The organism is Sphingobacterium lactis (assembly GCF_011046555.1).
GTDB classification, from domain to species: Bacteria; Bacteroidota; Bacteroidia; order Sphingobacteriales; family Sphingobacteriaceae; genus Sphingobacterium; species Sphingobacterium lactis.
The window spans coordinates 1,002,077-1,028,422 of sequence record NZ_CP049246.1 but is presented as its reverse complement, the minus strand read 5'-3'; the positions used below and the strand labels follow the sequence as shown (position 1 = coordinate 1,028,422).

Annotated in this window: 21 protein-coding genes; 4 read left to right on the top strand and 17 right to left on the bottom strand. The window is 37.5% G+C overall.

Translation table 11 applies throughout. The annotated features are described in order from the left end of the window. Positions 1-103: 103 nt before the first annotated feature. Together ybeY and ruvX are read right to left on the bottom strand one after the other, a co-directional pair. Entirely contained in the window at positions 104-526 is a 423-nt protein-coding gene (gene ybeY / locus G6N79_RS04540; protein WP_103905659.1) for an rRNA maturation RNase YbeY, read from the bottom strand. Between the two features lie 7 nt (positions 527-533). Next, positions 534-947 (bottom strand): Holliday junction resolvase RuvX, encoded by a 414-nt coding sequence (ruvX, locus tag G6N79_RS04535; RefSeq protein ID WP_103905658.1) that lies wholly within the window; start codon positions 945-947, stop codon positions 534-536. 99 nt (positions 948-1,046) lie between these two features. Here ruvX and def point away from each other — a divergent pair, with 99 nt between their 5' ends. Both def and G6N79_RS04525 read left to right on the top strand, forming a co-directional pair. After that, positions 1,047-2,267, top strand: a complete 1,221-nt coding sequence (gene def, locus G6N79_RS04530; RefSeq protein WP_103905546.1) for a peptide deformylase — start codon at positions 1,047-1,049, stop codon at positions 2,265-2,267. 157 nt (positions 2,268-2,424) lie between these two features. After that, positions 2,425-3,060, top strand: a complete 636-nt coding sequence (locus G6N79_RS04525; protein ID WP_103905547.1) for a response regulator — start codon at positions 2,425-2,427, stop codon at positions 3,058-3,060. On the opposite strand, the gene G6N79_RS04520 is transcribed toward G6N79_RS04525, so the two are convergent. The 7 genes from G6N79_RS04520 to G6N79_RS04490 form a co-directional block, all read right to left on the bottom strand. Further along, positions 3,057-4,109, bottom strand: a complete 1,053-nt coding sequence (locus G6N79_RS04520; protein WP_103905660.1) for a glutaminyl-peptide cyclotransferase — start codon at positions 4,107-4,109, stop codon at positions 3,057-3,059. The two genes, G6N79_RS04525 and G6N79_RS04520, sit on opposite strands and share 4 nt — an antisense overlap. A gap of 1 nt (position 4,110) precedes the next feature. Next, complete coding sequence (locus tag G6N79_RS04515; protein WP_103905548.1) at positions 4,111-4,458, bottom strand: YraN family protein; 348 nt, start codon at positions 4,456-4,458, stop codon at positions 4,111-4,113. A 1-nt stretch (position 4,459) separates the two neighbouring features. Next, positions 4,460-6,445, bottom strand: coding sequence for a DNA primase (gene dnaG, locus G6N79_RS04510; RefSeq protein WP_103905549.1), 1,986 nt, complete (start codon positions 6,443-6,445; stop codon positions 4,460-4,462). Between the two features lie 260 nt (positions 6,446-6,705). Beyond that, positions 6,706-8,628 carry a polysaccharide biosynthesis protein gene (locus G6N79_RS04505; protein ID WP_103905550.1) on the bottom strand — a complete coding sequence of 641 codons (1,923 nt, stop codon included), beginning with the start codon at positions 8,626-8,628 and terminating at the stop codon, positions 6,706-6,708. Positions 8,629-9,001: 373 nt separating this feature from the next. Further along, positions 9,002-11,389 (bottom strand): GumC family protein, encoded by a 2,388-nt coding sequence (locus G6N79_RS04500; RefSeq protein WP_103905551.1) that lies wholly within the window; start codon positions 11,387-11,389, stop codon positions 9,002-9,004. 14 nt (positions 11,390-11,403) lie between these two features. Continuing rightward, entirely contained in the window at positions 11,404-12,186 is a 783-nt protein-coding gene (locus tag G6N79_RS04495; RefSeq protein ID WP_103905552.1) for a polysaccharide biosynthesis/export family protein, read from the bottom strand. Positions 12,187-12,286: 100 nt separating this feature from the next. Continuing rightward, positions 12,287-13,426 (bottom strand): DegT/DnrJ/EryC1/StrS family aminotransferase, encoded by a 1,140-nt coding sequence (locus G6N79_RS04490; protein WP_103905553.1) that lies wholly within the window; start codon positions 13,424-13,426, stop codon positions 12,287-12,289. 167 nt (positions 13,427-13,593) lie between these two features. Between G6N79_RS04490 and G6N79_RS04485 the strand changes: the two genes are divergently transcribed. Both G6N79_RS04485 and G6N79_RS04480 read left to right on the top strand, forming a co-directional pair. Then, positions 13,594-15,219 (top strand): neutral/alkaline non-lysosomal ceramidase N-terminal domain-containing protein, encoded by a 1,626-nt coding sequence (locus G6N79_RS04485; RefSeq protein WP_103905554.1) that lies wholly within the window; start codon positions 13,594-13,596, stop codon positions 15,217-15,219. A 112-nt stretch (positions 15,220-15,331) separates the two neighbouring features. Next, positions 15,332-17,173 carry an acyltransferase family protein gene (locus G6N79_RS04480; protein ID WP_103905555.1) on the top strand — a complete coding sequence of 614 codons (1,842 nt, stop codon included), beginning with the start codon at positions 15,332-15,334 and terminating at the stop codon, positions 17,171-17,173. Positions 17,174-17,205: 32 nt separating this feature from the next. Here the strand turns inward: G6N79_RS04480 and G6N79_RS04475 are convergent, their stop codons facing one another. The 8 genes from G6N79_RS04475 to G6N79_RS04440 are packed head-to-tail and all read right to left on the bottom strand — an operon-like array spanning position 17,206 to position 26,344. Then, complete coding sequence (locus tag G6N79_RS04475) at positions 17,206-17,823, bottom strand: sugar transferase (protein ID WP_103905556.1); 618 nt, start codon at positions 17,821-17,823, stop codon at positions 17,206-17,208. Beyond that, entirely contained in the window at positions 17,823-19,754 is a 1,932-nt protein-coding gene (locus G6N79_RS04470) for an NAD-dependent epimerase/dehydratase family protein (protein ID WP_103905557.1), read from the bottom strand. The genes G6N79_RS04475 and G6N79_RS04470 overlap by 1 nt, the downstream gene beginning before the upstream one ends. Beyond that, a complete protein-coding gene (locus G6N79_RS04465) occupies positions 19,741-20,865 on the bottom strand; it encodes a glycosyltransferase family 4 protein (RefSeq protein WP_103905558.1) in 1,125 nt (374 codons plus the stop codon). The genes G6N79_RS04470 and G6N79_RS04465 overlap by 14 nt, the downstream gene beginning before the upstream one ends. A 2-nt stretch (positions 20,866-20,867) precedes the next feature. Then, positions 20,868-22,013 carry a glycosyltransferase family protein gene (locus G6N79_RS04460; RefSeq protein WP_103905559.1) on the bottom strand — a complete coding sequence of 382 codons (1,146 nt, stop codon included), beginning with the start codon at positions 22,011-22,013 and terminating at the stop codon, positions 20,868-20,870. A 7-nt stretch (positions 22,014-22,020) separates the two neighbouring features. Beyond that, positions 22,021-23,229 (bottom strand): EpsG family protein, encoded by a 1,209-nt coding sequence (locus G6N79_RS17735; RefSeq protein WP_103905560.1) that lies wholly within the window; start codon positions 23,227-23,229, stop codon positions 22,021-22,023. Continuing rightward, positions 23,219-24,229: an ATP-binding protein gene (locus tag G6N79_RS04450; protein ID WP_103905561.1), complete on the bottom strand. Its 1,011-nt coding sequence runs from the start codon at positions 24,227-24,229 to the stop codon at positions 23,219-23,221. The genes G6N79_RS17735 and G6N79_RS04450 overlap by 11 nt, the downstream gene beginning before the upstream one ends. A gap of 2 nt (positions 24,230-24,231) precedes the next feature. Next, entirely contained in the window at positions 24,232-25,362 is a 1,131-nt protein-coding gene (locus tag G6N79_RS04445) for an ATP-grasp domain-containing protein (RefSeq protein WP_103905562.1), read from the bottom strand. 28 nt (positions 25,363-25,390) lie between these two features. Beyond that, positions 25,391-26,344 carry a N(5)-(carboxyethyl)ornithine synthase gene (locus G6N79_RS04440; RefSeq protein ID WP_103905563.1) on the bottom strand — a complete coding sequence of 318 codons (954 nt, stop codon included), beginning with the start codon at positions 26,342-26,344 and terminating at the stop codon, positions 25,391-25,393. Between the last annotated feature and the right edge of the window lie 2 nt (positions 26,345-26,346).

The following is a 26,346-nucleotide window of genomic DNA, read 5'->3' as shown; positions in this document are numbered from 1 at the left end:
TAGAATACCCGAATAAAAAAAAGGGGCTGCATCATGTAGCCCCTTTTTTTATCTAACAGGAATTGCCCTTGCTCTCAAAGCCCCCCCCATTCCATCCACTGGATTACCGCTTCGCCAAGTAGGTATTCTCCTTTTCCGTCATCAAGGCCTTATCTTCCTTCTTCTTATCGTAATATCCGCAGAGGTGCATCACACCATGGATAATAACCCGGTGCAGTTCATCGGTTTCGGAGACGCCAAATTTTGCGGCATTCTCCCGTGTCCGGTCCACAGAAATAAAGATATCCCCGGCAATGGTGTCTGCTGATTCCGAGGAATCGAAGGTTACAATATCGGTATAGGTATCGTGATTGAGGTACTGCTTGTTGATCTCCAAGAGATACGCATCCGAACAGAACACAAAATTCAACTCGCCTATGCGCTTAAAGCCCTCGGCTTTAATGCTATTTCCGATCCATTCCCGTACTTTCTGTTTGTTCTTTAGGGTAAATTCGATGTCCTCCGAAAAGAACTGTATATCTTTCATTGCCATATTAAAATGCTTTACGCTCCATATAGGTCTGCAGGATAATGACCGCGGAAACTTGATCGACCAATTGTTTATCCTGACGTTTGTGTTTTTTCATGCCCGATGCGGCGATTGCCTGCGAAGCCATTTTGGAAGTAAAGCGCTCATCTACTTCCACAACAGGAATCTGTGGATAGGTCTTCCTCAATTTGCGGACAAACCCAGTGACATGCTGAGCGGATTCCGAAGCGGTGCCATCCATCTGCAAAGGTTTTCCAACGACAAAGGTTTCTACCTGTTCGGTTTGCAGGTAGGTCTCCAAAAAGGTCCATACATCAACGGGGTGTACCGTTTTCAGGGCTGTTGCGATCAGCTGTAAGCTGTCGGTCACTGCCACTCCAATGCGCTTGGTACCGTAATCAAAGGCCATTAATCTCATCAGCATGCAATTTTCACAAAAATACAATTAAACTTTAGTAATCATCCTATGGAATAGCTCGTAAAATATCTATACTTTTGGTAGATATTACCGTAAGAAATGAAAAATATATTCCTCATCATCTGCAGCCTCCTGCCCTGCATCAGCATGGCCCAGGACCTTTCTTCAGCATTGGCCGAATACCGGAAGGAGGAGGCACAAGAAATGACCAAGGATGCGTTTGGACCATTGAAGAAAGACCAGATTGCCTACCTGAGCTATTACGATGCCGCACCAGCCTATGTGGTCGAGGCAAAAGTTGAGCAACTGTTCAATGAGCCAACCTTTCAGATGCCAACCTACGACGGGACATCCAATCCCTATAAACGTTACGCAATCCTTACATTCAACCTGGATGGGAAATCCTATGCACTAACGGCATACCAGTCCGTTTCCCTTTTCCAGAACGAAGCCTATAAAAACCACCTTTTCCTGCCTTTTATGGACCTGACCAATGGCGAGGAAACCTATGAGGGCGGTCGATATATCGACCTGAGCATCGCCGACATCAAGAACGGGAAGATCACCATCGACTTCAACCGGGCTTACAACCCGTACTGTGCCTACAGCAATGGTTACCGCTGTCCGCAACCTCCACGCGAAAACATCTTAAACCTGGCCATACCGGCTGGGGAGAAAAAATACAAAGGACCCAAAAACGAACGAACCGTGAACACGAACAACGCGAAAGGGTTTAATGCCCAAGAACAGGAAATCATCAACTCTGGAACGGAAGATCAAATACTGCACGTTTACCAGATTACGGATGCAAAGGAGCTGGCGGTGTTGCGCACCCCTGCCACGGATATCAAATACAATGAGCCGTTGCTTGATAAATTAGCTGCCCGCATGCTGAAAACCGTGAATGATCCGGCACATGAAGGTGTCGGTATCGCGGGTCCACAAGTCGGCATTTCCAAGAATGTAATCTGGGTACAGCGTTTGGACAAAACCGGAGAGCCCTTTGAGTTCTACGTGAACCCCAAGATTATCTGGCGATCTAAACTGATCCGTCAGGGTGCCGAAGGCTGCCTTTCCATTCCGGATGTTCGGGAAGATGTAAAACGAAGCTACGCGATTAAGTTGCAGTATATCGACAAAACCGGCAAGGTTCAAGAAGAGCTGATCGAGGGTTTCACGGCCGTTATCTTCCAGCATGAGGTGGACCACTTGTATGGCATCCTCTTTCCCGATCGGATTGAAGAATCTGAGAAAGTGGAGTATGAACATCTAACGGAAAAACCGTCCTTCTTCATCAAAAAAGGAAGCCCTAGACCTTAATTCGTACCTGAAAACAGGTAAATTAGGTGAAGCCATGCATTTTGGAAAAATGTTATTTATCTTTAGCTACATTAATTATTGATAGAAGATAAACCAAGGCATGCAGTTTCCCCACTGAACCGGCCTGGCTAGGATTTTACGTTTAACATGAAGAAGTATGTACAAGCAGAACCATAGCATCGCTATTGTGGATGATCATTCCCTTATTTTGCAGGGATTGATGAGCCTGCTCAGCAGGATCCCCAAGTACGAGGTCCTTGCGACCTTTACCCGTGGAAACGATCTGCTGACTTTCCTGGAGAAGGAACCCATTGACATCGTGCTTCTCGACATTTCCCTTCCGGATATCAACGGCATCGACCTGTGCCTGGAGATCAAACGCATTGCCCCGCAGGTCATCATACTTGGCCTAAGCAACCATACAGAACGATCCGTTATCCTGCAATTGATGCAGAATGGCGCATCGGGTTACCTCTTGAAAAATATCGATATCGTAGAACTGGAATCCTGTCTTGACGAAGCCATCAACAAGCAGATGGTGTTCAGCAATGCCGTCAAGGAAATCATTGCCAACCCAATCAGCTCGGATCTGCCACTCTTACCAAAACTTACAAAACGGGAAACGGAAATTCTGAAACTGATTGCCTCGGGGAAGACTTCCGTCCAGATAGGTGAAGAATTGTTTTTGTCCCCGCTCACCATCGAAACCCACAGGAAAAGGATGATGAGCAAGTTCAAAACAAAGAATATGATGTCGCTGATCAAGATTGCCAGCGACAATAAGTTGATCTAGCGTTCTTTGATGCGCACTTCATAAAGCTTATTCCAAAGCTTTCCGGTAACCAAGAAAGTTTTGGTATCCGGCTTGTAGGCAATGCCGTTGAATTCATTGTCAACTGCCGCGCGCTTGCCGTCATACAGCCCCACGAAATTAACTTTACCTTCTACCAGCCCGGTTTCCGGGTTGATAATAGCGATCTCATCACGGTCACCATAATATAGGTTGGCATACACCTTTCCATCGACATATTCCAATTCATTCAGGTTTGGCACTTCACCATTATCGTCGAATACCGCAATCGAGCCTGTTTCTTTCAAGGTTACCGGATCCAAGAAGTAGAGTTTATTGGTGCCGTCGGATTTAATGAAACGCTTCCCATCGTGGGTCAGGCCCCATCCCTTTTCACTGTTCTGATAATCGAAAGACCCCACCTGTTGCAAGGTATTCTTGTTGTATATGTATCCTTTTTTATTCAACCAGGTTAACATATAAGCCTTATCTCCGACAATGGTCATGCCTTCGCCAAATTCATTGGCAGCCAAGTCGATTTTCTGCAGGACTTTGCCCGTTGCCAGATCGACCTTCCGTAGGGTCGATTCACCTTCGCGTCCCGTGGATTCGTAAAGGGTACCATTATCGTAATATAAGCCTTGGGTAAAGGCAGTTTCATCATGCGGGAAAGTGTTTACCACTTCAAAGGCGTATGGCTTTGGTGCTGGTGGCACTAAGGTGATCTCGGAATAAGCAATATCCTCTTTCCCCTGGGCGTAGAGTTTAGCGCTCAATCGCTTGTTTCCATAACTAAAGTCATCGGTATTGAAGACCACTGACGAGGTATCCGTTTTCCGTTCGAAGATATCTCCATCTACGGAATAAACGACCGAGTCAATTTCTGTTTGTGGAAAGTTCAGTTTCAGCGCTACTTTCTCTCCCTTCAGGATGCGACTTTCATTCGCAGGGTTCACGAATTCGAACTTACCTTTCTGTGTCTTACAGCTGATGACAAATAAAATGGGCAACATCGCCAAGATAATGCCCGCCTGTTTAAATCTTCTATTCATATTAATATTTCCAGAATGCATCTTTTATATAATTCAATTTGTTGTCCACAAAACAGACCACATCAAATCTAATCTCAACTTGGTAAGCGGACTCCTCGAGATAGGCCTGCGCGGCACGGAAGAGTGCATGCATCTTCTGTGTGCTGATCTGGTTCCGGTGGTCGCCATAATTGCCCGAACTGCGGTACTTCACCTCCACAAAAACCAGCATCCCCACATCCATCGCAATGATATCGACCTCCAAGTTTTTACAACGCCAATTTAATGCAATTATTTGAAATCCGATTCTTTTTAAGAACAAAACCGCCATCTCCTCACCTTTCTGGCCACGGATCTTGCGGTTTTCCATATTATTTAATGATGATATTGCCCAGTAGATCGCCCAATAGCTTCTCCCCTTCTTTCAACTTCTGGTATTTGGCTAGGAGCATCTGCATATCATCGGGATCTGTTACCGTCTTTAGCTCCTCACGTAACTGGAACATCTGCCGTTCGATCTTGCTTTTCTTTACCCGGAAGATCAATTGGTTCACCAGATCTTTCAATTGATCCTTTTCCTCCGGAACAAATATCTTCCGCTTGTCATCATTCCAGTTCGGACTGATCTCATAACGCGTAGCAATGCAATCGACTGCCAATTTGGAGACCTCCTCATTTTCGTGCGTAAAGAAAGACTTCGCTTCAGGCACTTCATAGTTCTCCGCTTGCCGCTTGAACTCATCGATGATGATCTTACTGGGTTTATCCTCAAACTCGACATCATCCATGCTCGCCAACAGATAGGGCGCAACGGGGATATCCCCATCACCTTCCCAGGAAACCAGCTCGCGTCCATAATTCAGGATTACGCGCACCAGCTCCCGCTCCATCAGGATATCCGGAGTGATCTGTTTTGGTGGCTCTGGCAGTGCAATGCCCTCTGCCTGCATAGCTGCCAACAGCTCCGCAGGAATAAAGTCATCGCCACCAAAATCAGGAGGCATGCCTTCCGGTGCAGCTTGTGCTGCCGCCTTCCGGTCCTTGGCTTTCGCCTTATCCAACCGGATCTTATTCAATTCCGAAAGCAGTACACGCTCTTCGATATCCAAAAGACTACTGCATTGACGAAGATAGACCGATACCTTGATCTCATCCGGAATGAGCGCAATACTGTTCACCACTTCCCGAATGACCTCGGCGCGTTTGATCGGGTCGTCCTTCGCATCGCGCAGCAGGATATTGGTCTTGTAGAATACGAAATCTTCCTGGTGCTTACTCAGGTAATCCTTGAATGCTGAAGCACCGAATTTCTGGATGTAGGAATCGGGGTCATTGCCATCCGGGAACAGCATAACCTTTACATTCAATCCCTCCTCCAGTAACATATCCGTACCCCGTAGGGAAGCCTTTATACCTGCCTCATCCCCATCATAAAGGATAACCACATTTTTGGTATACCGGGAAATCAATTTGATCTGTCCTGTGGTCAGGGATGTTCCCGAAGACGAAACAACGTTCTCGGCACCTGCCTGATGACAGGACAGCACATCCGCATATCCTTCAACGAGGTAGACCAGGTCATTATCTGAGATTGCTTTTTTGGCCAAATGTAGGCCGTATAGCACATTGGATTTATGGTAGATCTCACTCTCCGGTGAGTTCACATATTTCGGTACATTCTTATCGGTCTTCAGGGTCCGGCCACCGAAACCGATGACGCGGCCCGTCAGGTTGTGAATGGGAAAAATAACGCGGCCACGAAAGCGGTCATAGAGGGATTTGTCATCGCGCTCGACAGCCAAGCCAAGCTCCACCAGGAACTCCTTGGCATAGCCATCCTGTTGCGCGGCATCAACCAAACTGGTCCACGCTTCCGGAGAATAGCCCAATTCGAATTTCTTGATCGTCTCATCGCGGTATCCCCGCTCGCGGAAATAGCTCAGGCCAATGCTCTGCCCAAGATCCGTCTCCCATAAAGTATGCTTGAAGTACTTGCCTGCCCATTGATTCAACACATACAGGCTCTCCCGGCGGTCCTGAGCGGCCAGCTCAGCAGGGCTGCGCTGCACTTCCTCAATCGGGATGTTGTATTTATTCGCCAAATAACGGATGGCTTCAGGATAGGCATATTTTTCATGCTCCATCACGAACTTCAACGAATCTCCACCCGCACCACAACCAAAGCATTTGTAGATGCCCTTGGATACAGAAACGTGAAAAGATGGCGTCTTTTCATTGTGGAAAGGGCAATTACCGATCAGAGAGGTCCCTCGTTTCTTAAGGTCCACAAAATCCCCAACAACCTCCTCTATCCGAGCGGCATCCAATACCTTTTCTATCGTTTCCTTCTTGATCATGCTTAACAAAGATAAGGCTTCGCGGGGAATTTGGAAATAGCATAACTGTGCTAACAAACCAATATGCGTTCTACTTTAACCCATTAGCCTGCCTCCCAGTGCGTAAGTGTGCTTCGTTTGGCTAAACGGTAGATCAACTAAAAACACATGCTATTTTCAATTCATTTTTCACCCATGGAATGTTTCCTGATCAGCTGACAAACAAAAAAGCGACCCTGAAGGTCGCTTTGTATATCCATTATATTATTATTCACTATTTCTTAAACCGCCGTTTTATCCAATTGGGTAAACACGGAGTTCTGGGAAATATATTCAGGAACAATTTCCTTGATCAATTCCACCAATACCATAGGATTATGGTCTGCCCCTTGCACAACAACCTGTTGGCACAAGTGCTCTATCTTCGCGCGCTTGGCATCAACATCATCGGTATTGACGCGCGCAATCATGATTTTCTCATGGTGCGTCTTTGTTGTGTTTTCGTTATCGGCTAAAAGCTCTTCATAGATCTTTTCACCTGGACGAAGTCCCGTTACTTCAATGCCGATATCTTCCGGATAATTGAATCCTTTCAAACGGATCATGCGGATCGCCAGATCCATGATCTTAACTGGTTTACCCATGTCAAAGACGTAGATCTCACCGCCCTGACCCATTACTGCAGCTTCCTGTACCAATTGACAGGCCTCTGGAATGGTCATAAAGTAACGTGTAATATCTGGGTGTGTTACCGTTAATGGTCCACCGCGTTTCAATTGTTTCTCAAAAAGTGGAATAACCGAACCGTTGGAACCGAGCACATTCCCAAAGCGGGTGACGATAAAGTTCGTCTTGCTGTTCCGGTTCAGGCCGGATACATAGATTTCAGCGACACGCTTCGTTGCTCCCATGACGTTTGTCGGGTTCACCGCTTTATCTGTCGATACCATCACAAATTTCTCGACACCATATTTATCTGCCATATCCGCAAGGTTCTTCGAACCCCACACATTCGTCAGGATCGATTCGTACGGATTCTGCTCCATCAATGGCACGTGCTTGTAGGCTGCGGCATGGAAAACGATCTGCGGACGGTACTGGTCAAATACGGAATCCATAAATGCTCGGTCACGGACGTTACCGACCATGAACAGCGTATCGCCATGGCAATTGCCTTTCAGTTCCTGCTGGATATCATAGAGTGCCGATTCGGCTTGATCAATAATGATCAGCTTGTCGAAATCAGTAAAACTAATCTGACGGACCAACTCCGAACCGATCGAACCTGCACCACCCGTCACCAAGATGACTTTTTCACGCATCATCTCATGGATCACCGGATTTTCCAGCTTAATGGCCTCCCTTCCCAAAAGATCGTCGATCTTAAGGGTCCGTAGTTGCCGTGTCGCCACCTTACCGCTCATTAATTTGGCAGAGGTAGGCATTATCTTTAATTTGACCGGCAAGGGTTCGATCTGCGCAGAGATCTTTGACAGTCGGTCTTTATTGTTATCATCCAAAGCGATGATGATGGAATCAATTTTTAATCGTTCAACGAATTCAGCAGTCAACTGGTCTATCCCTATGATCTTATAGCCATTGATCATCTTCCCGATCCGATTGGGGTTATCATCCGCAAAGGCAAGGATCTTCCGCTTACGACGTGAGTCGTTACGTAACAGGTTCAGGGTGGTCATTCCCATATTTCCAGCACCAAAGATCATCACATTCTCCACCTCACGTCCACTAAAGAAAAAGCTTTCGTATAGAGTCCGGTAAAATACCCGAGCGGCAACCAAACACACCGTAGTAAAAAATGCGTGCGTAAACAATACGGCGTATGATAAACGGAAAAACTGGCCCATCTCCGAGGTCTGACTGAAATTCAAACGGATTATAAAGGAAATCAGCATTAAGCCAGCGAAGGCCACAAAAACAGCCTTGAAAATACCCCAGGCATCACGGAATCCGGTCTGACGAACAATGCCTTTATAAGTTCGGAAATACAGAAAGGAAATCAGGTAGGCCAACGATACTACAAAGGATTTCTTGACCATCAATTCAACACCGAAACGCCCCTTGAAACTATTGATGACAAAATTGGATAAGTAGTAACAGAATACAACAATCAACACATCTATCAAAAGTATAACCCAACGTGGGCTATCCTTTCGAAAATATTTTCTCAAACCAGCTATATCCATGAATATGTTAAATTATCGTTCTGCTATCTAAATTCTAAACTGTTGGCTATACGTTTAGGTGATTCACCCTACAACTGCAAAGTTAGTGCCACTCTATTCCCTAAAAACAGTAATTAGTGCTAAGCATTTCAGCCAGAAGGGGTAATTTATTTCCCTATTGGCATCAAATAATTAGTTAGATTAGCACAAAGCTACAACAAATAACCGGGGGATTCTTAACTATTTTTAGCAGTAATAAACGAAAACGTTTGCATGTATCCTGTAAAGAGATTATTTAACAGAATAGGGAAATCAATGGGGAGTTAACAAAGGATATTAAGCCAATGTTTTATTGAAAAGCACTAAAACAAAAATGGGGCATTCGCCCCATTTCCTATTTTTTATTGAATAATTTCTTGAATTGTTTTTTGAGTTTCGCTCGAATGGAAACCGAACTGGAATCGACGTAGCCATAACCGTAGCCGTATCCATAACCATATCCATAACCTCTCGCGAAATCCACGTCATTCAGTACGACAGCCATGTTTTTCAACTTGCCATCTTCGTAAAGTTCTTTCGGTACGTTCAATAGACGCTTATCTAGGTAGTTCGCACGAGCGACATAAACCGTCAGATCCGCAAACTCCGAAATCAATAATGTATCCGTAACCAAACTAACAGGAGCAGTATCTACAATGACATAATCGTAGTTTTCACGACCGTAGTCGATTACTTCCTTAAAGTGACCATTCATCAATAACTCCGCTGGATTTGGCGCAATATAACCTGAATAGATAATATCAAAATCATAAGGTGCTGGTTTGCGGATAATAATATTATCCACTGGCATATCCGGATTGATCAAGTATTGCGTGATACCGATATTCGTGTGCTGTAAATGCGATAGTCCCAAGTAGTCCAAAACTTTTGGTGAACGTATATCCGCACCGATCAACAATACTTTCTTTCCAGACATGGCCAGAATACGGGACATATTGGTAGACACGAATGATTTACCCTCGCCGGATGTCGTGGAAGTCACGAAGATTACCGCGGAATCCTTTTTAGCACCCAACATAAAGGAGATATTCGTCCGAAGGATACGGAATGCCTCTGCAAGGGACGATCGATCATTATCCTTAACAATAGGGTCATCAGATGATGGGATCTCCCCAAGAATTGGTGCATTGAATTTTTCTTCAACATCTTTTCTAGAATGCACCTTGTTATCCATAAGAAATTTAAGATACAAAATTCCCAACGGCAATAGTATCCCAGCTAAAAGAGCTCCAAAAGCAATAATAGCTTTTCTTGGAGCGACTGGACTGCTTGCTCCATAAGCTTCATCAATTACTTTCATGATCGCTGGAGTAGCAGAAGCTTGAATTTCTGTTTCTTCTCGCTTTTGAAGCAAGAACAAATATAAAGATTCAACAATTTGTTGTTCCCTTGAAATATCTTTAAACCCTCGCTCTTGATTAGGCAACTGATTTAGTTTACCCTCAAATTTATTTTTCTGGCTTTGTAGGGAATTAACATTGCTCTGTAGAGATTGCCTATAGTTATTCAGCGAGTTTTTCAAATTCTGCCCCAAATCATTGATATTCTTAGTCAAGTTTTGTACAACGGGGTTGTCTGGCGTTGCAGACTTCAATAGGTCATCTCTTTCTAATACAAGGTCATTATAGCTTTTTAGCGCATTTTGGATAGAAGGGTCATTTAATCCAATATTGCTAGGCAATAAATTTCCTGCATTAGAATTAACCACTCCTCCCAACATATCAGCAATTCGCACTTGTGTTTGATATTCGACTAATTTTCGCTCATTTTCAGTTGCATTCTGCATATACAACTGCGCTTCAGAAGACATATCAATCAAATTATTTCTATCCTTATATTCAGCAACTTTTGAATCTGCACTAGATAGGTTTTTTGAAATTAACTCTAATCTTGAATCAATAAATTGAGTAGTTGCCCGACTTAACCTTGTTTTATCCTCTGTTACGTCTTTGTTATATTGCTCAATTAATGAATTTAATATCAGTTCCGCCTTAGAAATATTTCCAGAATTCATTGAAAAATTCACAACATAGGAAGATTTTTCTTTGTTAGGGGAAATTTGAATAATTTTTAAAAGATTGTCAACAGTTACATTTTCTGGCAAATAAGTAATCACCATTTCCGAATCAAAAACTTTGCCTGCTTGGGGCAGAAGCATAATTGGCCCTAATGGTGTATTAATTTTTTTACCCAATGCATAATCAAAATTATTATTTCGATCATCATTAATAACAAATGTGTTTCCTGATTTTTTAATGTTAAAACTATATCGAACAGAGTCCAAACGCGGATGGTTAGGCTCTAATAAAACAACTCTAATGGGTGATTGCTGTTCCGTTAAATCTGAAGTTTTAACATTTCCTTTATTCTGATAATAAATGTTAAGTCTATTAATCTCAACCACTTTGCGAAAAATCCGTCGAGATTTCATTACATCTATTTGATCCAATACAAATGCAGATGCCGGGCTAGATCCTGATAGATTTCCCAACTCTGCTAGTGCAGCTAATTCTCCAGCAGCTTTATTTTCATCCTGAAGGAGAATTTTGGCTGTTATATTATAGATTTTATCAGCATATCTTAAATAGATAAATGCACAAAATAAGCAAATTAATACTGAGGCTAAAAACCACTTCCAATAATAAGCATACTGTTCAAAAACTTGTTTAAGATTTATATCTTGTTCTTCACTATTAGGTTTAGAAGGTGAATAGTTGTCCATGAATACTTATATAATTAATTTCTTGTTAATACTGAAATCACGGTAATTACTACACTAGCAATGGAAACAAAAATAGATGTATTCTGCGTGTATTTAGATGATTGAATTCTAGCTCCATTTGGTTCAACATATACAACATCATTTTGTGCCAAATAATAAACCGGAGAATTTAATGCATCTCTTTTTGTCAAATCCACTCGAAATTCTTCCTTTTTACCGTTCTGTTCCCGAACTACCATAACGTTTTTTCGAACTCCATTGATAGTCAAATCACCTGCAAGCCCCAAAGCTTCCAAAATAGTTATGCGGTCATTATTTACAGAAAATGTTCCCGGAGTTTTAACCTCACCGAGTACAGTTACCCTAAAGTTTCGTATTTCCATACTGATGCCTGGATCGATAATAAATGGCTTTATTCTTTCTTTCAAAAAGTCCATCGCCTGAGTTCTAGTTTTACCAGCTAATCTGACCTTCCCAATCTTGGGAAAATCTATATCCCCATTAACATCGATAGCATAGGTAGGGATAAAAGGGTTGGTATTCTGAATTGCTCCAGAACTTCCTTGATAAGGAGATACTTGATTAAATGGAACGGTAGCCCTTACATCGTCAGCAGTAACAGAGATTGCCAAAATATCTCCAGCTTGTAACTTTGGCGCATTCAATTCATATGCTGTATGCAGAGAAGTGGAATCAGGTTGAAAATAGACTAAATCTTTACGACTTGCACATGAAGAGAATAAAAACATGACCAACACCAAAATAGAAAAAACTAAATTGAAAGTATTTTGACCCATATTGAGAATTTTAATTTTGATTACTCTACAAAAACCAATCCAAATAAAAAGCGATATAAAAAGAAAAGGAATGTTTTTGCATTAATAGTTTGTTAAGAAGTTACTTATTTTTAATAATATTAAAAATTGCGTCTGAAATTCTATCTCTATCATCATTTGTTAAATTAGAACCAGAAGGTAAGCACAAACCTTTTTCAAACAAATCTTCGCAAATGTTATTTCCATAATACGGAGAATTGGAAAATATAGGTTGCATATGCATTGGCTTCCACAGTGGCCTAGATTCAATATTTACATTTTGCAAACCAAGACGTAAATCTTCCCTATTTATCCCGGCACTTTGAGGATCTATAGTAATGGCTGATAGCCAATGATTAGAAAAATAATCAGCATTTGGTTCAGTGAATACGGTTACTCCCGGAATATCTTTAAATAATTCAACATAGAATTTTGACATCAACCTTCTTGCCTGCACTCTATCTTCCAAAACCTCAACTTGGCCCCTGCCAATTCCAGCACATATATTAGACATTCTGTAATTATAGCCAATATGGGAGTGTTGATAATGAGGAGCATCATCCCTTGCTTGTGTAGCAAGAAAAACCGCTTTATTTTTATCCTCTTCTGTATGACAAACCAAAGCACCTCCTCCTGATGTAGTTATAATCTTATTACCATTAAAACTTAACACACCAAAACGACCAAAAGTCCCACAAGATCTATTTTTATATTTAGAACCCAAAGCTTCAGCAGCATCTTCAATAACAGGAATTTCATATTTATTCGCCACTGCCATCACTTCATCCACTTTAAAAGGCATACCGTACAGGTGAACTGCAACAATAGCTTTTGGTTTTTTGCCTTTAGCCATTCTATCTTTAATAGCTTCCTCTAAAGCTATGGGACAAATATTCCAGGTGTCAGCTTCAGAATCTACAAAAACAGGAACAGCCCCTTGATAAGCAATAGGATTAGCAGAAGCTGAAAAGGTCATAGATTGACATATTACCTCATCCCCATACTCAACGCCACATTCAATTAAAGCTAAATGCAAGGCGGCAGTACCCGCGGAAAGAGCAGCAATTTGAACATCATCTCCTAAGAAATTTTCTAAGCTCTTTTCAAATTCATTTACATTAGGTCCTAGGGGAGCTACCCAATTTTCATCGAAAGCCCGATGAATATATTTCAATTCATTACCACCCATATGAGGGGACGAAAGCCAAATCTTGTCAGACATATATATGTATTTTAAAATTCAAATGTACAATTTTAATTATTATCAATTTAGGTTTAAAAATTATTCATTACATACTAAGCCGTATTAAATATTACAAAATTTGGCAGTGTAATTAAAGAAATTCTGGCACAACCATTGCGAAGTGTTATTAATAATATTTAATTAATATGATGGAAGGTTATATTGTTCTAAGACAAAAATATAAAAATCAAACTATTCTTAAAATGTCAAAAAAAATAATCTGGGTAGGTATAATTTCAATTATGCTTGGCTCATTAATTTACATTTTCAAAACCAAAAAAAGTGAGGGAATCAATCCTATTCAAACTACAGAAAGTACGAATACTCCGATTGTCAAAAATGATACGCCCAATAACCTTTTACAAAACAATTCCAATCAAACACCAAGCAAGGAACCTGTTTCATCGAAAAGTTCAGCAAAACAAGCTGTTTTTCAGGCAGGCATTGGTGCGGTAGATATTACCCTACCCTATAACAGGTCTGCTAAAAAAGATTCCAAAACAGCTACTTCTCAGAAAATTCATGATAAACTATATGCAAAAGCATTAGTACTTGATGACGGATCTACTAAGATAGCGATGATCGTAGCTGACAATCAAGGTATTCCAGGATGGATTATTGATGAAGCAAAAACCAAAATTGAAAGAGAAACGGGTATACCAATTGAAAATATCATGATATCTTCAACCCATACCCATTCCGGTATTTATGCAGGAAGTCCGGTTAACACAAATAAATCTTTCGACAACTATCAGAACCTTTTAGTCCGAAAATTGGCAGAGAGCGCAAAATCTGCTTTTAACAATTTAAAACCTGCCCAAATTGCTTGGGGAAGCTTTAATGAACCTCGATATGTCCACAACCGAAGATGGTACACAAAAACTGCTAATTCAAATCCTTTTGGTTTAATGGATTCAGTTACCACAAATCCAGGATATACAAATCAGAAAAATTTAATAAAACCTGCTGGTCCTACAGATCCCGAAGTTAGCTTTATAGCACTTAAATCCTCAGACGGCAAGCCTATGGCCATTTTTGCGAATTATTCAGTGCATTACATAGGTGTTCCTTCAACAGATATATCGGCAGATTATTATGGTGAGTTTGGAAAAGTATTGGCCAATAAATTTGGTGTAAACAATCTTACAGATTTTATTGGCATTATGTCCAATGGCACATCCGGGGATATAAATTCATTAGATTACGGTGCCCCAAAAGAATCAATTCAACATTATTCTAAAATCAATAAGGTAGCAAATGATTTAGCGGACAATTTGATAAAGAAATATAATTCTCTTGAATTTCAATCCTGGGTTCCGCTTAAGAGTGTCAATAAAAAGATTTCTATCAAACTACGAGGTCCATCGACAGTTATGAGACGGAACATGGGCAATGCTCAAAAAAGATCTTCAAAAAGCAATAATGCTAAAGAAAAACAACAAAGATATTATGCTGTTAGAGTTGGCGCTATGGAGAAAAACTACCCCCAATCCCCTCAGATAAACTTACAAGTATTTAAAATTGGAGACCTTGCAATTGGGGCTATACCCTTTGAAGTATTTGCAGAAACAGGACTGAAAATTAAAAAATTAAGTCCATTTAAAGATTATTTTACTATTGGGTTAGCAAATGGTCAGTGGGGATATCTTCCAACCCCAAATCAATATAAAAAAGGTGGTTATGAGACTTGGCTAACAGTAAGTAGATTTAATGAGAATACATCAGAAATTATATCTGAAAATATTATTAATTCTTTAAATTCACTTAAATAAATTTAATTGAAATTCTTAAATGCAGATTAAGCATTCTAGCTAGTTGAGAAAAATTTAAAAGCATTTATACCTAAATTTTATATTATATTTGGCTCGATTTTCCAATTACAATATGAAATTTAGAGAAGACATTCAAGGGTTACGGGCTATTGCTGTTATTTTAGTTTTTCTATTCCATCTAAACTCCAATTATTTATCTGGTGGATTTATTGGAGTAGATATTTTTTTCGTCATTTCCGGATATCTAATTACTACAAATATTATTAGAAAAAAAGAAATCAATGAATTTAAATTCATTGATTTCTATCTTGGACGAATCAAGAGACTTATTCCTGTTTACATCATTTTTTTATTAATAATTGCAATCGCTGGTGCAATCATTTGGTTACCAGCAGATATATATTTATTAAGGAGGAACCTTTTCCACGCTTCAATTTTTAATTCAAATAATTATTTAATGACATTAGATAATTATTTTGGTGCGGCTAGTAGTGAAAATCCTCTGCTTCACACCTGGACCCTTTCTATTGAAATGCAGTTTTATTTTATCTTACCTTTATTATTAATCCTGGTGAAAAATAAATATCACACATTACTTTTAGGAGGATTAACATTATTATTATTTGCATATTCAATTTATAATACATATTATATTGACAACTCGTCCAAAATGTATTTTTCATTACCGGCTAGGATGCCTGAATTATTACTAGGATGTTTACTTTCTACCAGTGGTGCAAAACATTTTGAATTTAAGAATAAAATTATTCAAAACTTCCTTGCCATTCTCTCCGTACTAGTTATTATTCTATGTGCAATATTCTATAATGAACAATTTCCTTTTCCAGGAATTTGGGTAATTATTCCATTATTGGCCGTTTGTATACTTCTTAAGACCGTGAATTCTTCAATCAACACTAAAATTTTGTCAAATAAGATTTTAGTACACATAGGGAAACTTTCGTATTCAATATACTTATGGCATTGGGCAATAATGGCATTTATTAGATATTATTATTCAAACTATGAATTTTCAATAATTCAAATGTTGATGATAATTTTAGTTACTTATATTTTATCTTATCTATCCTTTACTTTTATAGAAGATAAATTCAGGAAATCTACAAATAAAAACACAATCATTTTTTCAGCCTCACTCTACTCACTAATGGGAGTGTCAATCTTTGCAATTACAAAGTTAAATGCTAAGGTAATAGACATTCCTGAGGAATTTCTTAGGCCAAAAATACATTTAAGTTCACACGGTGATACATTTAAGGAACCTATAACCCTCGGAGCATCTAATCCTGCTCAATCAGATTCAATTCTTCTAATTGGAGATAGTCACGCATTAATGTATAAATTTTACTTTGAGGCACTTGGTAAGGAATATAACTTTAATTTTAGAACTGCTACCAATAATTTATATCCTCCATTTAAGGGAATTTCAAAGAAAGACTTCACTTCTGAAAAAACTTATGAACAATATCTCAAGATAAGCCATTCCGTACAGTCGGAATTAAAAAATGCGAAATATATTATTTTGTGTTCAGTTTGGTCAAAGAAAATTCCAAGTCTAGAAAAGGCATATAATATGTTCATTAAACAATTAGGACCAAATCAGAAGGTAATAATTTTACAAGACTTCCCAGTTTTAAAGAAATTTCCAATGCGTCAAAATCGAGGACAGTACAAAATTGCTGAATTCGACCAAAACGATGTAGTATTTGATCAAAAACTTCCGAGTTACGTAATCAAAACAATTAACGATAAAAAACAAGTTTATTATTTGACATTTGATTTTTCCAAACTTGGACATGATTGGCCATATTATGAAAACAAGATAATGTATTTTGATGGAGGACATTTAAATCTTTACGGGATTAACGCACTTTATGATAATACAAAAGGTGAATCAATTACTCAATTAAAAAAAATAATCCAATCAAATTAATGATTGGATTATTTTTTTGGGAGAGTCATATATTATTTTTTTCCAATATCACCTTTAAAACTTTCCATTGGCGCTTCAGAAGAAGAATTTATTCCACTTCTTACAAATACCTTTTTGACTGTTAACAGAAGAATTTTTAGATCAAACATAAACGACACATGATCAACATAGTAAATATCCAATGAAAATTTTTGATCCCAAGTAATAGAGTTACGTCCATTCACTTGTGCCCAACCAGTAATGCCTGGCCGCACTTCATGTCGTCTATTTTGAAATTCATTGTATAAAGGTAAATACTTCACTAGTAATGGCCTTGGACCAACTAATGCCATATCTCCTTTTATGACATTCAATAATTGAGGGAGTTCATCTAGAGAAGCAGATCTTACAAATTTCCCAATTTTGGTAATACGATGTATATCGGGTAGCAAATTGCCTTCTAAATCCCTTTTGTCATTCATCGTTTTAAATTTAAAAACCTTAAAGATTTTTCTATCCCTCCCCGGTCTTTCTTGTAAAAAGAATACTCCCGCCCCTTGATTAGCGATTGAAAGTAAAATTACCAAAATGACAAAGATTGGACTTAATACTAAAAATGCTAAGCAAGAAATAATTAGATCAATACCTCGTTTAATAAAATTTCTATACATTACTTAAGGTCATTTATTATATCATTTACAGATTTACTGTTTGTCCAGCCTAAATTATTTAAAAGTCGTCCGTCCAACATGGAAGATGATTGAACATCCTCAGAATCACCCAGATTAAAAGAACCGCTTCCCTTTAAGCTTTGTTGAATAACTTCAACATATTCTCTCAAGCTAACATTCTGTCCACTAACATTTAATATTTCTTGAACATCTCCAGACTTCATTTTACCTAATACAAATAGGATTGCCGAAATAACATCATCGATATGAATTAAGTTGGTGTTATTGCTAGGATTAGGGATGAGCACCTCATTACCATTTTGGTAATCTCTGATGATCTTTTCAAAAAAACCAGCTTGTCCTTTAATCTGAGGTATTATCACCCTCGGTAACCTTAATGAAACCACACGACTTAAAGGGGATAATAGTTTTATCGAACTAAAAATATCTTCAATTATTACTTTTTGAAAACTATAACTAGTATTTATACTTACAGCATCGCTCTCTGTCTTCTCTATATTTAATTTTTGAGAATATACCGATTGGGATGATATATTAATAATTTTATTGATTTTCGCTTTAGCAATTAAAGTTGAAATATTCTGAATAAATCGAATAGCTTCAAATTTTTTATAATCTTCTTCATAGGCTAATGCGCTGACAAAATTGATCAAACAATCCGTTTGACATAGACATTGAGCGAGATTAGGGTCATTAGCTTCAAAATAAACGACATTAGCATATTCCTTAAAAAGTTCAACATATTTTTCTTTTGAACCTTCCCGAATAATTAAGTTAATGGTTTTTGAAGTTTTGGAAATCTCTTTCATGAAAGCCACTCCTATATTACTTCCTGCGCCCAATATTGTAACGGTATCGGAGAAATTTTGTTCTTGTCTTGGAATGGTAGAACAAGCCACTTGGCGAACCCCAACCTTATTATAGGCGTAACCATCAAGCTTTGCCTCAATTCCCAAAAAATTACGAACCAAAAAGTTAACTTCATTAAAGCCTAATAGCGCTCTATTACCGGTAATACCTGTAAAACGCATATTCATTTCAAAGAAGAACAAACCGGTTGGCGTAATCCTACCCTGTATATTAACAGGGCCTCGAACAGATCTTTCCTCAAGAATCGGAACAAATCTCATAATTTCATCAATGTATTCGAAATTTTGTGGATCAATTGGATCAACGAAAATTGGAACACCATTTTTGAGCGTGTTTTTTGAGATAAAAACCCCAGAGAATTTTGAATCTTTGTTAAAAATCAATTGAATTGATATCTCAGACATCTGCAGAAAATTCCCGTTCTTAACTGCTTTTACAATCTTTTCATAGTTAGGATCCGATTCTTCAGGGAATAAATAAGGTTGGATAATATCCTCCGGTATTAAACCCTCAATTTCTTTCAATTCATTGATAATTGTAATTCCTTGTGATGCAGAACCACCTGAAGGCTTAACAATTGCGGGCAAAATACTTTCATCTGGATTTTCCAAAAACTCCTTAACAGAAATTGTTGGTACAATTTTGCAGCCCAATGGCGCAAAATAGTCATACCAATCTTGCTTATCCCTACTGATTGCAATTATTTCAGGATTTGAAACTATGACCTGAATACCATTTTCTTTGAATTTTTCAAGATCTTTCCCGAAAAGTACCAACTCATGATCGTGGCCAGGAACTAAAACATTTACACCGTTTGAAATACAAAGCTGCAAAATGTGATCCGTGTATCCTTCTGAATATAAACCCGGAACCACAAAAAATTCATCACAAAAACTATGAGCATATACATTAGGGTTCCCATCACAACCAATAATTTTAAATTCTCGCGTAAGATTTAAGGAATCAATTACTGATTGACCCACCCCAGAACCTACACATGTTACCAAAACAGTTACCATTTCTTTATTATATACTTTCATAAATTTTGTTTAATTGAGTTGCTATCGCTGTTGCGGAATATTTACTCTTAACGGACTTTGATATTAATTCGGAATTATATCTACTAAAATTATTTACCATGAATTCCATAGCCTCTGCCATCTCCTGTATATTATCTACTTCAACTAATATTGAATTAGTTTCATCTACAAAATCTTCTGGCCCTCCGCATTTTGTCATGATGGCCGGAAGTCCTGCACTTAGTGCTTCCATACAAGCTGTTGCAAAATTTTCAGATCTAGAGCTTAGAATATATGCTGAAGATGATTGCATTATTTCCATAATTTCCGATCTTGTCTTTCGGCCCAACAATTTAACCTGGTTGGACACATTTTCTTCTTTAATTATTTCCTCCAAATAAGCTCTTTGATCCCCTTCCCCAATAATATGGAACTCAATATCTTCACCAAAATTAGCTGCAGAAAAAGCTTTGATCGCAATATCGAATCCTTTGATTTTAAACAAGGATCCAACAGCAATAAATTTAAATTTATGATCCCCAATTTTGGGTTCATATTTGAATACATCATCAATCACACACCCTACAAAGGTTGAATCTACATTAAATTCATCTTTAAGTATTAATTCCAGCGGTTTAGAAACTGAAATAACCCTATCAATGTGAGGATAGGTTTCCTTTGCATCCTGTTTAACTGAATTTTTAATAGGTTTGCGTTTTAATTCACTCCAATGTTCAGTTCCAACAGTATTAATTCCGAAATTTTCACCAATAACATTAGCAATCCTAATATTGGGTAAATAATGCCCATGAACGATATCAAAGGTTCCTTCATTTTTCTCAATAAATCTGTACAAATGTTTTGCAAACAAATCAACAAAGTAATTATTAATGAATCTGGGAAGAATTTTATAAGGTAATGGAAAGAAAAAATTATACATATGAATTCCTTTGACCGTCTCTTTTGAGATTCCAATTTTCCTCCAATAAAATCTAATCCTTCGATCTATTGACATTACAACTACATCGTTTCCAAATTTTTTTAATGCTAGGGCTTGATCCAACTCAAAGTTCCCCCACATGGGATCCTGTTTGCTAGGAATTCCTCTAGATATCAAGAGTATTTTTTTCATTATCAATCAGATAGAAGTTTGTTAATTTTAACAATATTTGAAAAAGAAAACAATTCCTTACTTTTCTTATAACAGACTGAAGATCTCCTGACATAATCACGATTATCTAGTAATAAGGAGAGGGACTCTTTAAGGGTCACCGTCGAATTGCCACAAAAGAACCCAAACTCGGAAATTTTATCAAATAATTCATCTGGATTGGAATTTAAAGAAATAACAGGAACACCCCTTAGCCAGCTTTGGATAAATACATTTGAAAAACCTTCACTTTTACTTGTATTCATTACCACAAAAGCATAATCCAAAATAAACTGATTTACAAAGCTGTTATCCTTATCAGAATAGTGATTTAAATTACTCAACTTATTCATTCTTAGCTTTAATGCTTCTCCATATTCAATGTCTTGTAAATCACCAATTACATCAAAAACCAGATTCTTAGATTCGATAAATTCCTCTGCTAATGTAATAAATACCTCAAGTTGTTTTATTGGTTTGATGTTAGCGACCCAAACAATATGCTTTACTGGATTGGCATATTTTTCTTCAGCAATTTGCTGAATTTCCAATTCAATCGTTGGATGCATATTATATATTTGCAGTACAGGTTCAATACCATATGAATTCAAAACCTTTTTCTGCTCCGATGTTTGTACAATAAACTTAGACCCATTATCTTTTGTTTTATTAAAAAATCTAAAGTTTATTTTATCCCTCAGCGTAGATTGCTTAAAATCAATCGTAAACAAATCAGCAACGTGTATAAAATGCTGAAAGTTTAATTCCTTCTGAAACACCGAAAAATAAAAGGAAATAAACTTATAAACACGTTGATAAACAAATTTTGGCTTCTCAATCTGCAAAATTTTGAATAATCTCCGGCTATAAAAATATCTTAGAAACAACCCGTCTAACTTTGAAGGTCCTTGGATAAAATAAACTTTATATCCATCATGATACTCAAAGTAAGTTTTACCTACCGCAGCACCAGGAACATCTCCTAGATATAGGAATACGATTTCATAATCAGACTTTAATTCATCAGCAATTAATCTCATTTGATATTCCGCTCCACCCTTAAAAATTGGATAAAACCCGGATACAATTATAATTTTTGGCCTATTAACTTTCGTTTCCTTAGAATCCATAGTTATCTTAAATCGTTATTATGTGATAAATAAAATAGGGAGTTGGAGAAATATAAAAATAAGGATCTATTAAATCAATGGTCCATTCAACCATTAAACGGATATCAACGATCCATGCTATTGGAAAACAATAAATCAAATATTTAAATCGCCTTAGGGAATTGATATTTAATAGCCAAAGTAAACTTATAAAGGGAAATAAAAGCATTTGAAATCTATTCCCTAATGAGGGAATAGAGATAGTCAAATTTGAAAAGATTGCAATAATTAAAGTCAATGCGAGGATTTGATGAAATATAGGATTGGATGTGTTATTTCGTGATCTTATTATGAAATAAATCAAAAAATTGGGATAGATCGTTTTCAATGTATTTAAAAGTGAAATATACCAATTAACATTTCCAGTCAATTCATTTCTATAACTCATATAATCTTCTGAAGTATAGATTTCGATTAATCTACTTAGTGTGCCCGGCAAAATTTGACTCAGGTCCTTCACAAAGGTTATCATAAACCCAGAAATCGCAAAACTCACAAAAAAAGAAACAATTAATATTTTATTATTTCTAACTAAGTAGTAGATGAAAATAAAGAAAAAGAAAATCCAAAATGCAGCGTGTATGATAGGCAAAAGCAAACCTAATAATAAAAATGATTTTTTATCCTCAATTACAATTTTAAATAAAAGATAAATGGCGAACCAAGAAGCGGTCCAAAATCTTACTCCATTGATATTAAAGATTGGGTTACTTAATGCAAACATCAAAGCCAACATCAAACACAAAGCATTTTTGTTGTCAAACGCTGCATTAAATGTAAAATATTTAAATGATTTCAAAAAGAAAAGCGAAAACACCGCCGCAAATGTGGCAAACAAGAAGTGGTAATTATGCGTAAAAGAGGACACCAGAAAGGTCATTGTATGCATAAAGAAATCTTTTCGACCTTCTTCAAAATTGAAATATGAAACTAAATCCCGATAATATTCAGCTAATGTTAAATTGCTGTTTAAGTGAAAATATTCTAAATATCTTGCTGAATCTAATTTGGAATTGAGATCAGGAGTAAATGCCAATCCGAAAAGGACTGAAAACACGAAGATCACGAAAAATGTACTTCGCGTATTCAAACTCCTTAGGGAATAAAATAGCGAAACCCAAGGGTAAATTAACAATGAAAGATATTTAATGGAAGTATCTCCTCTGCTAGATTTCATTTCTTAAAATATTTTCAATCATCCAATATTGTGGAACAAATTTCTCATCATGCCAAATAAGATCTTTGGTCCAGTATCCATAATTAAACTCTTCTGCATCAATACCAAATCCATAGCTCATCTCCACTAAAAGCGGCTTGGAATCTTGGACTATGAAGTCAAATGCAGCACTCTGCAAATTTAATTTTTCACTGATTTCAAAGGCTAACTTGATCATGGATTGAGGAATTAAATCATTATCATAAATTAAATGACCGCTTCCTGAAGCTCTGAAATCATTTTTCCTAACCTGACGCTGAAAGCCCCAACATTTATTATCAACAATTTTTAACCTGAAGTCCGTATGGTTACCAGGAATAAAATCCTGAAAATAAACATAACCCTTTTCTTCCTTCCCCATTTTCGCAAATTCAGGCAAGATAAAAAGCCTTGCAAACGCCTTTAAAATAAAAAGTACATTCCTGGTTTCGCGAAACTTGATAAGTTGCTCATTAAAATAATGTCCTTTAGAAAATTGAGAAAATCCAGTTTTGAAAGCTTTTCTGATTAACTTTTTACATTCGTATTTACTGTTTACTAATTTTACGTTTGAAGATCCTGCGCCACCTTTCAATTTAAAAACCTTAGGATATATGGTAGATTCCGCCCATTGAAGTGCTGCATCTTTTTCATAAAACACATAACTAGGCACTAATGGAAAATCAAAAAATTCGAACAAATACTTCTGTGCAACCTTATCATCGAAATGCCAACCGGTATTAAAGTTTGGAAAAACCTTCACCCCACCTTGTTCAAGTGCAAATAAAACAGGCTTTGAGGCTAATACATCTCTATAATTCCCGTGATGGTGATGCCACATAAAAATATCGCAATCCTGCAATTGAGCCATAATATCCGAATCAAGCGCGTTGACAATTTTGAAATCGATATTATTTTTTTCGCAAAATACTATCCACTGATCTGAAAAACTCCCCTTACTCTGATGAATTGCTATTCTCATTTTTATTTTTTAAAGAACTCCAATAACGTAAGTTCTTGGATCCAATATTTTCCTCGACGAAATTCATATAACCCTTCTCCTAATCTCTCATAATATCCAGCCTCTCCATTTATTTCTAATTGAGAACACGTATCTATTCCAATAAAAATTGAACTTTCGATAATAAAATATTTATTGTACTTTTTGCTGTAGAGTAAGTCCGTTGCAAGGCAAGTACTACCAAAACACGCTCTAACCTTAAATGCTAAATCCAAGGCTTCAGCAGGAATTTCAGTTTTCTCATAATTACCAGCTCCAGATGCTCTAAAATCCCCTTTATTGGGGAATCGATAATAACCAAATGCTTTATTATCAACCGTTATAATCCTTAAATCAAACGTTGCGTCCTCTACAAAGCTCTGAAAATAAACGTAATCCTTCTGTCTTATGGATGGGAAATATGTACCGCGACCCTTAAAACTAAAAATCGAATTAACGAGTTTTAGGGCTTCTTCCTTGGAATCTAATTTTTCAACACCAAAAGATGCCGAACCGGTGCTTAATTTCGATATAATCGGAAACTTAATGCTATTCAAATATGCTACAGTATCTGATTTTGAATGCGATACATAGGTTGGTATTTCGGGTAAATCCTTAGATTTGAACAAGTAATGTGCGTTTATTTTATTTTCATAAGACCATATCTCATCAAAAGAAGGCAAACATTTTTTTCCCAAAATCTTATCCAAAATATAAATCTTATTTTGAGCTATTTCTTGGGTTACGGGGTCAGATGCAGTATGCCAGATGATATAGTCAAAATTTGACGCTCTTTCCAGCCAGTCACTTGAATATATATCATAATACTCATATTGTAACCCGTTATTATTTAAGAACCTTTCATATTTTGGGTAATAGGATCTCGGCGATATGTACGTTTCATCGTATTCAAAAACAGCATCCTTTACAAGTCCTATTAAACCTATATCTTTCCCTAAAGTTTCCTCAAAAAGTACTTTCTCTGCTTCCTCCAAGTTTGCCACCTGATCCTCATAGCGCTCGATATGTTTAATCGATATCAATTTATTTTTATATTTCTCCTGGAAAGCAGGAAAAGATAAAATAAAACGCTTTGCTAACTGCTTATAATTCATTAGTCATCTTAAATTAAATAGACAAAACCTATCTATTTTGAAACTCTTTAATTCGCTGATCCTTTATTTCGCCATCGACAAAAATCTGAGCATCAATTAGCACATTATTTGGTCTATCTTCAATTAATGAATCAATTGTTTTGCTAACTTCCTCGCTTAATGAAGCAGAAATTGTTTTATAAAATATAGATGGTGTATGGTCAACCGCGTAATGAAGAACGCCATCCACCTCATACGTAGGATCGGTCATTGATGTTGGAATACAGGTTTCAATCCCGCCATTACGGTCACAGCTAATATCAATAATCATAGCACCCTTTTTCATCCTCTGTAAATCTTCTCTATAAATTATATGGTCTTTCCTGCTGGTATCCCACAATATAGCGTTGACAATCACGTCAAATTGTTCTAATTCCTTTTGGAATAACTTTTCAGTCTTTCTGTCGTAAATAGTTACATCAGCCCCCATGAAGGTTAAAATTTTCAATGCTCCCCTGGCTATATTGCCCCTTCCAATTAATGCCACCTTGGTATCATAAGGGAATAATCCAAATAAGGTATACGCATGCATAACTGCTGCTTCACCAGCAATTTCATTATTCCTCCAAAAAGTATGTCGCCCACTCTCAAACATATCTTCCCAGGCATAGGCAGTTATTTTATTATCAATAAGGATATCGGTGATTGTTCGATTTTGAACAGCGTGGACCCAGCCAAAAATAGTTTGGTTATTCAGGTCTTTAAGATAAGCTGCATCACCAATTTTTGCATCGCAAATAATATCTTTACTCAAAACCTCTTCTTGAGATACTACTTGTACACCTGCTTGAATATAGTCCGCATCACTAAATCCCAAAACTTCTCCATACCCTTTTTCTATAAAAATAGCGTTTTTATTTTTTATGTTGTTAATATGTTGAGGCAATATACAGCGTCTCTTTTCATTACTTTTTTGACTGATGGGGAATCCTACCGTTTTCATAA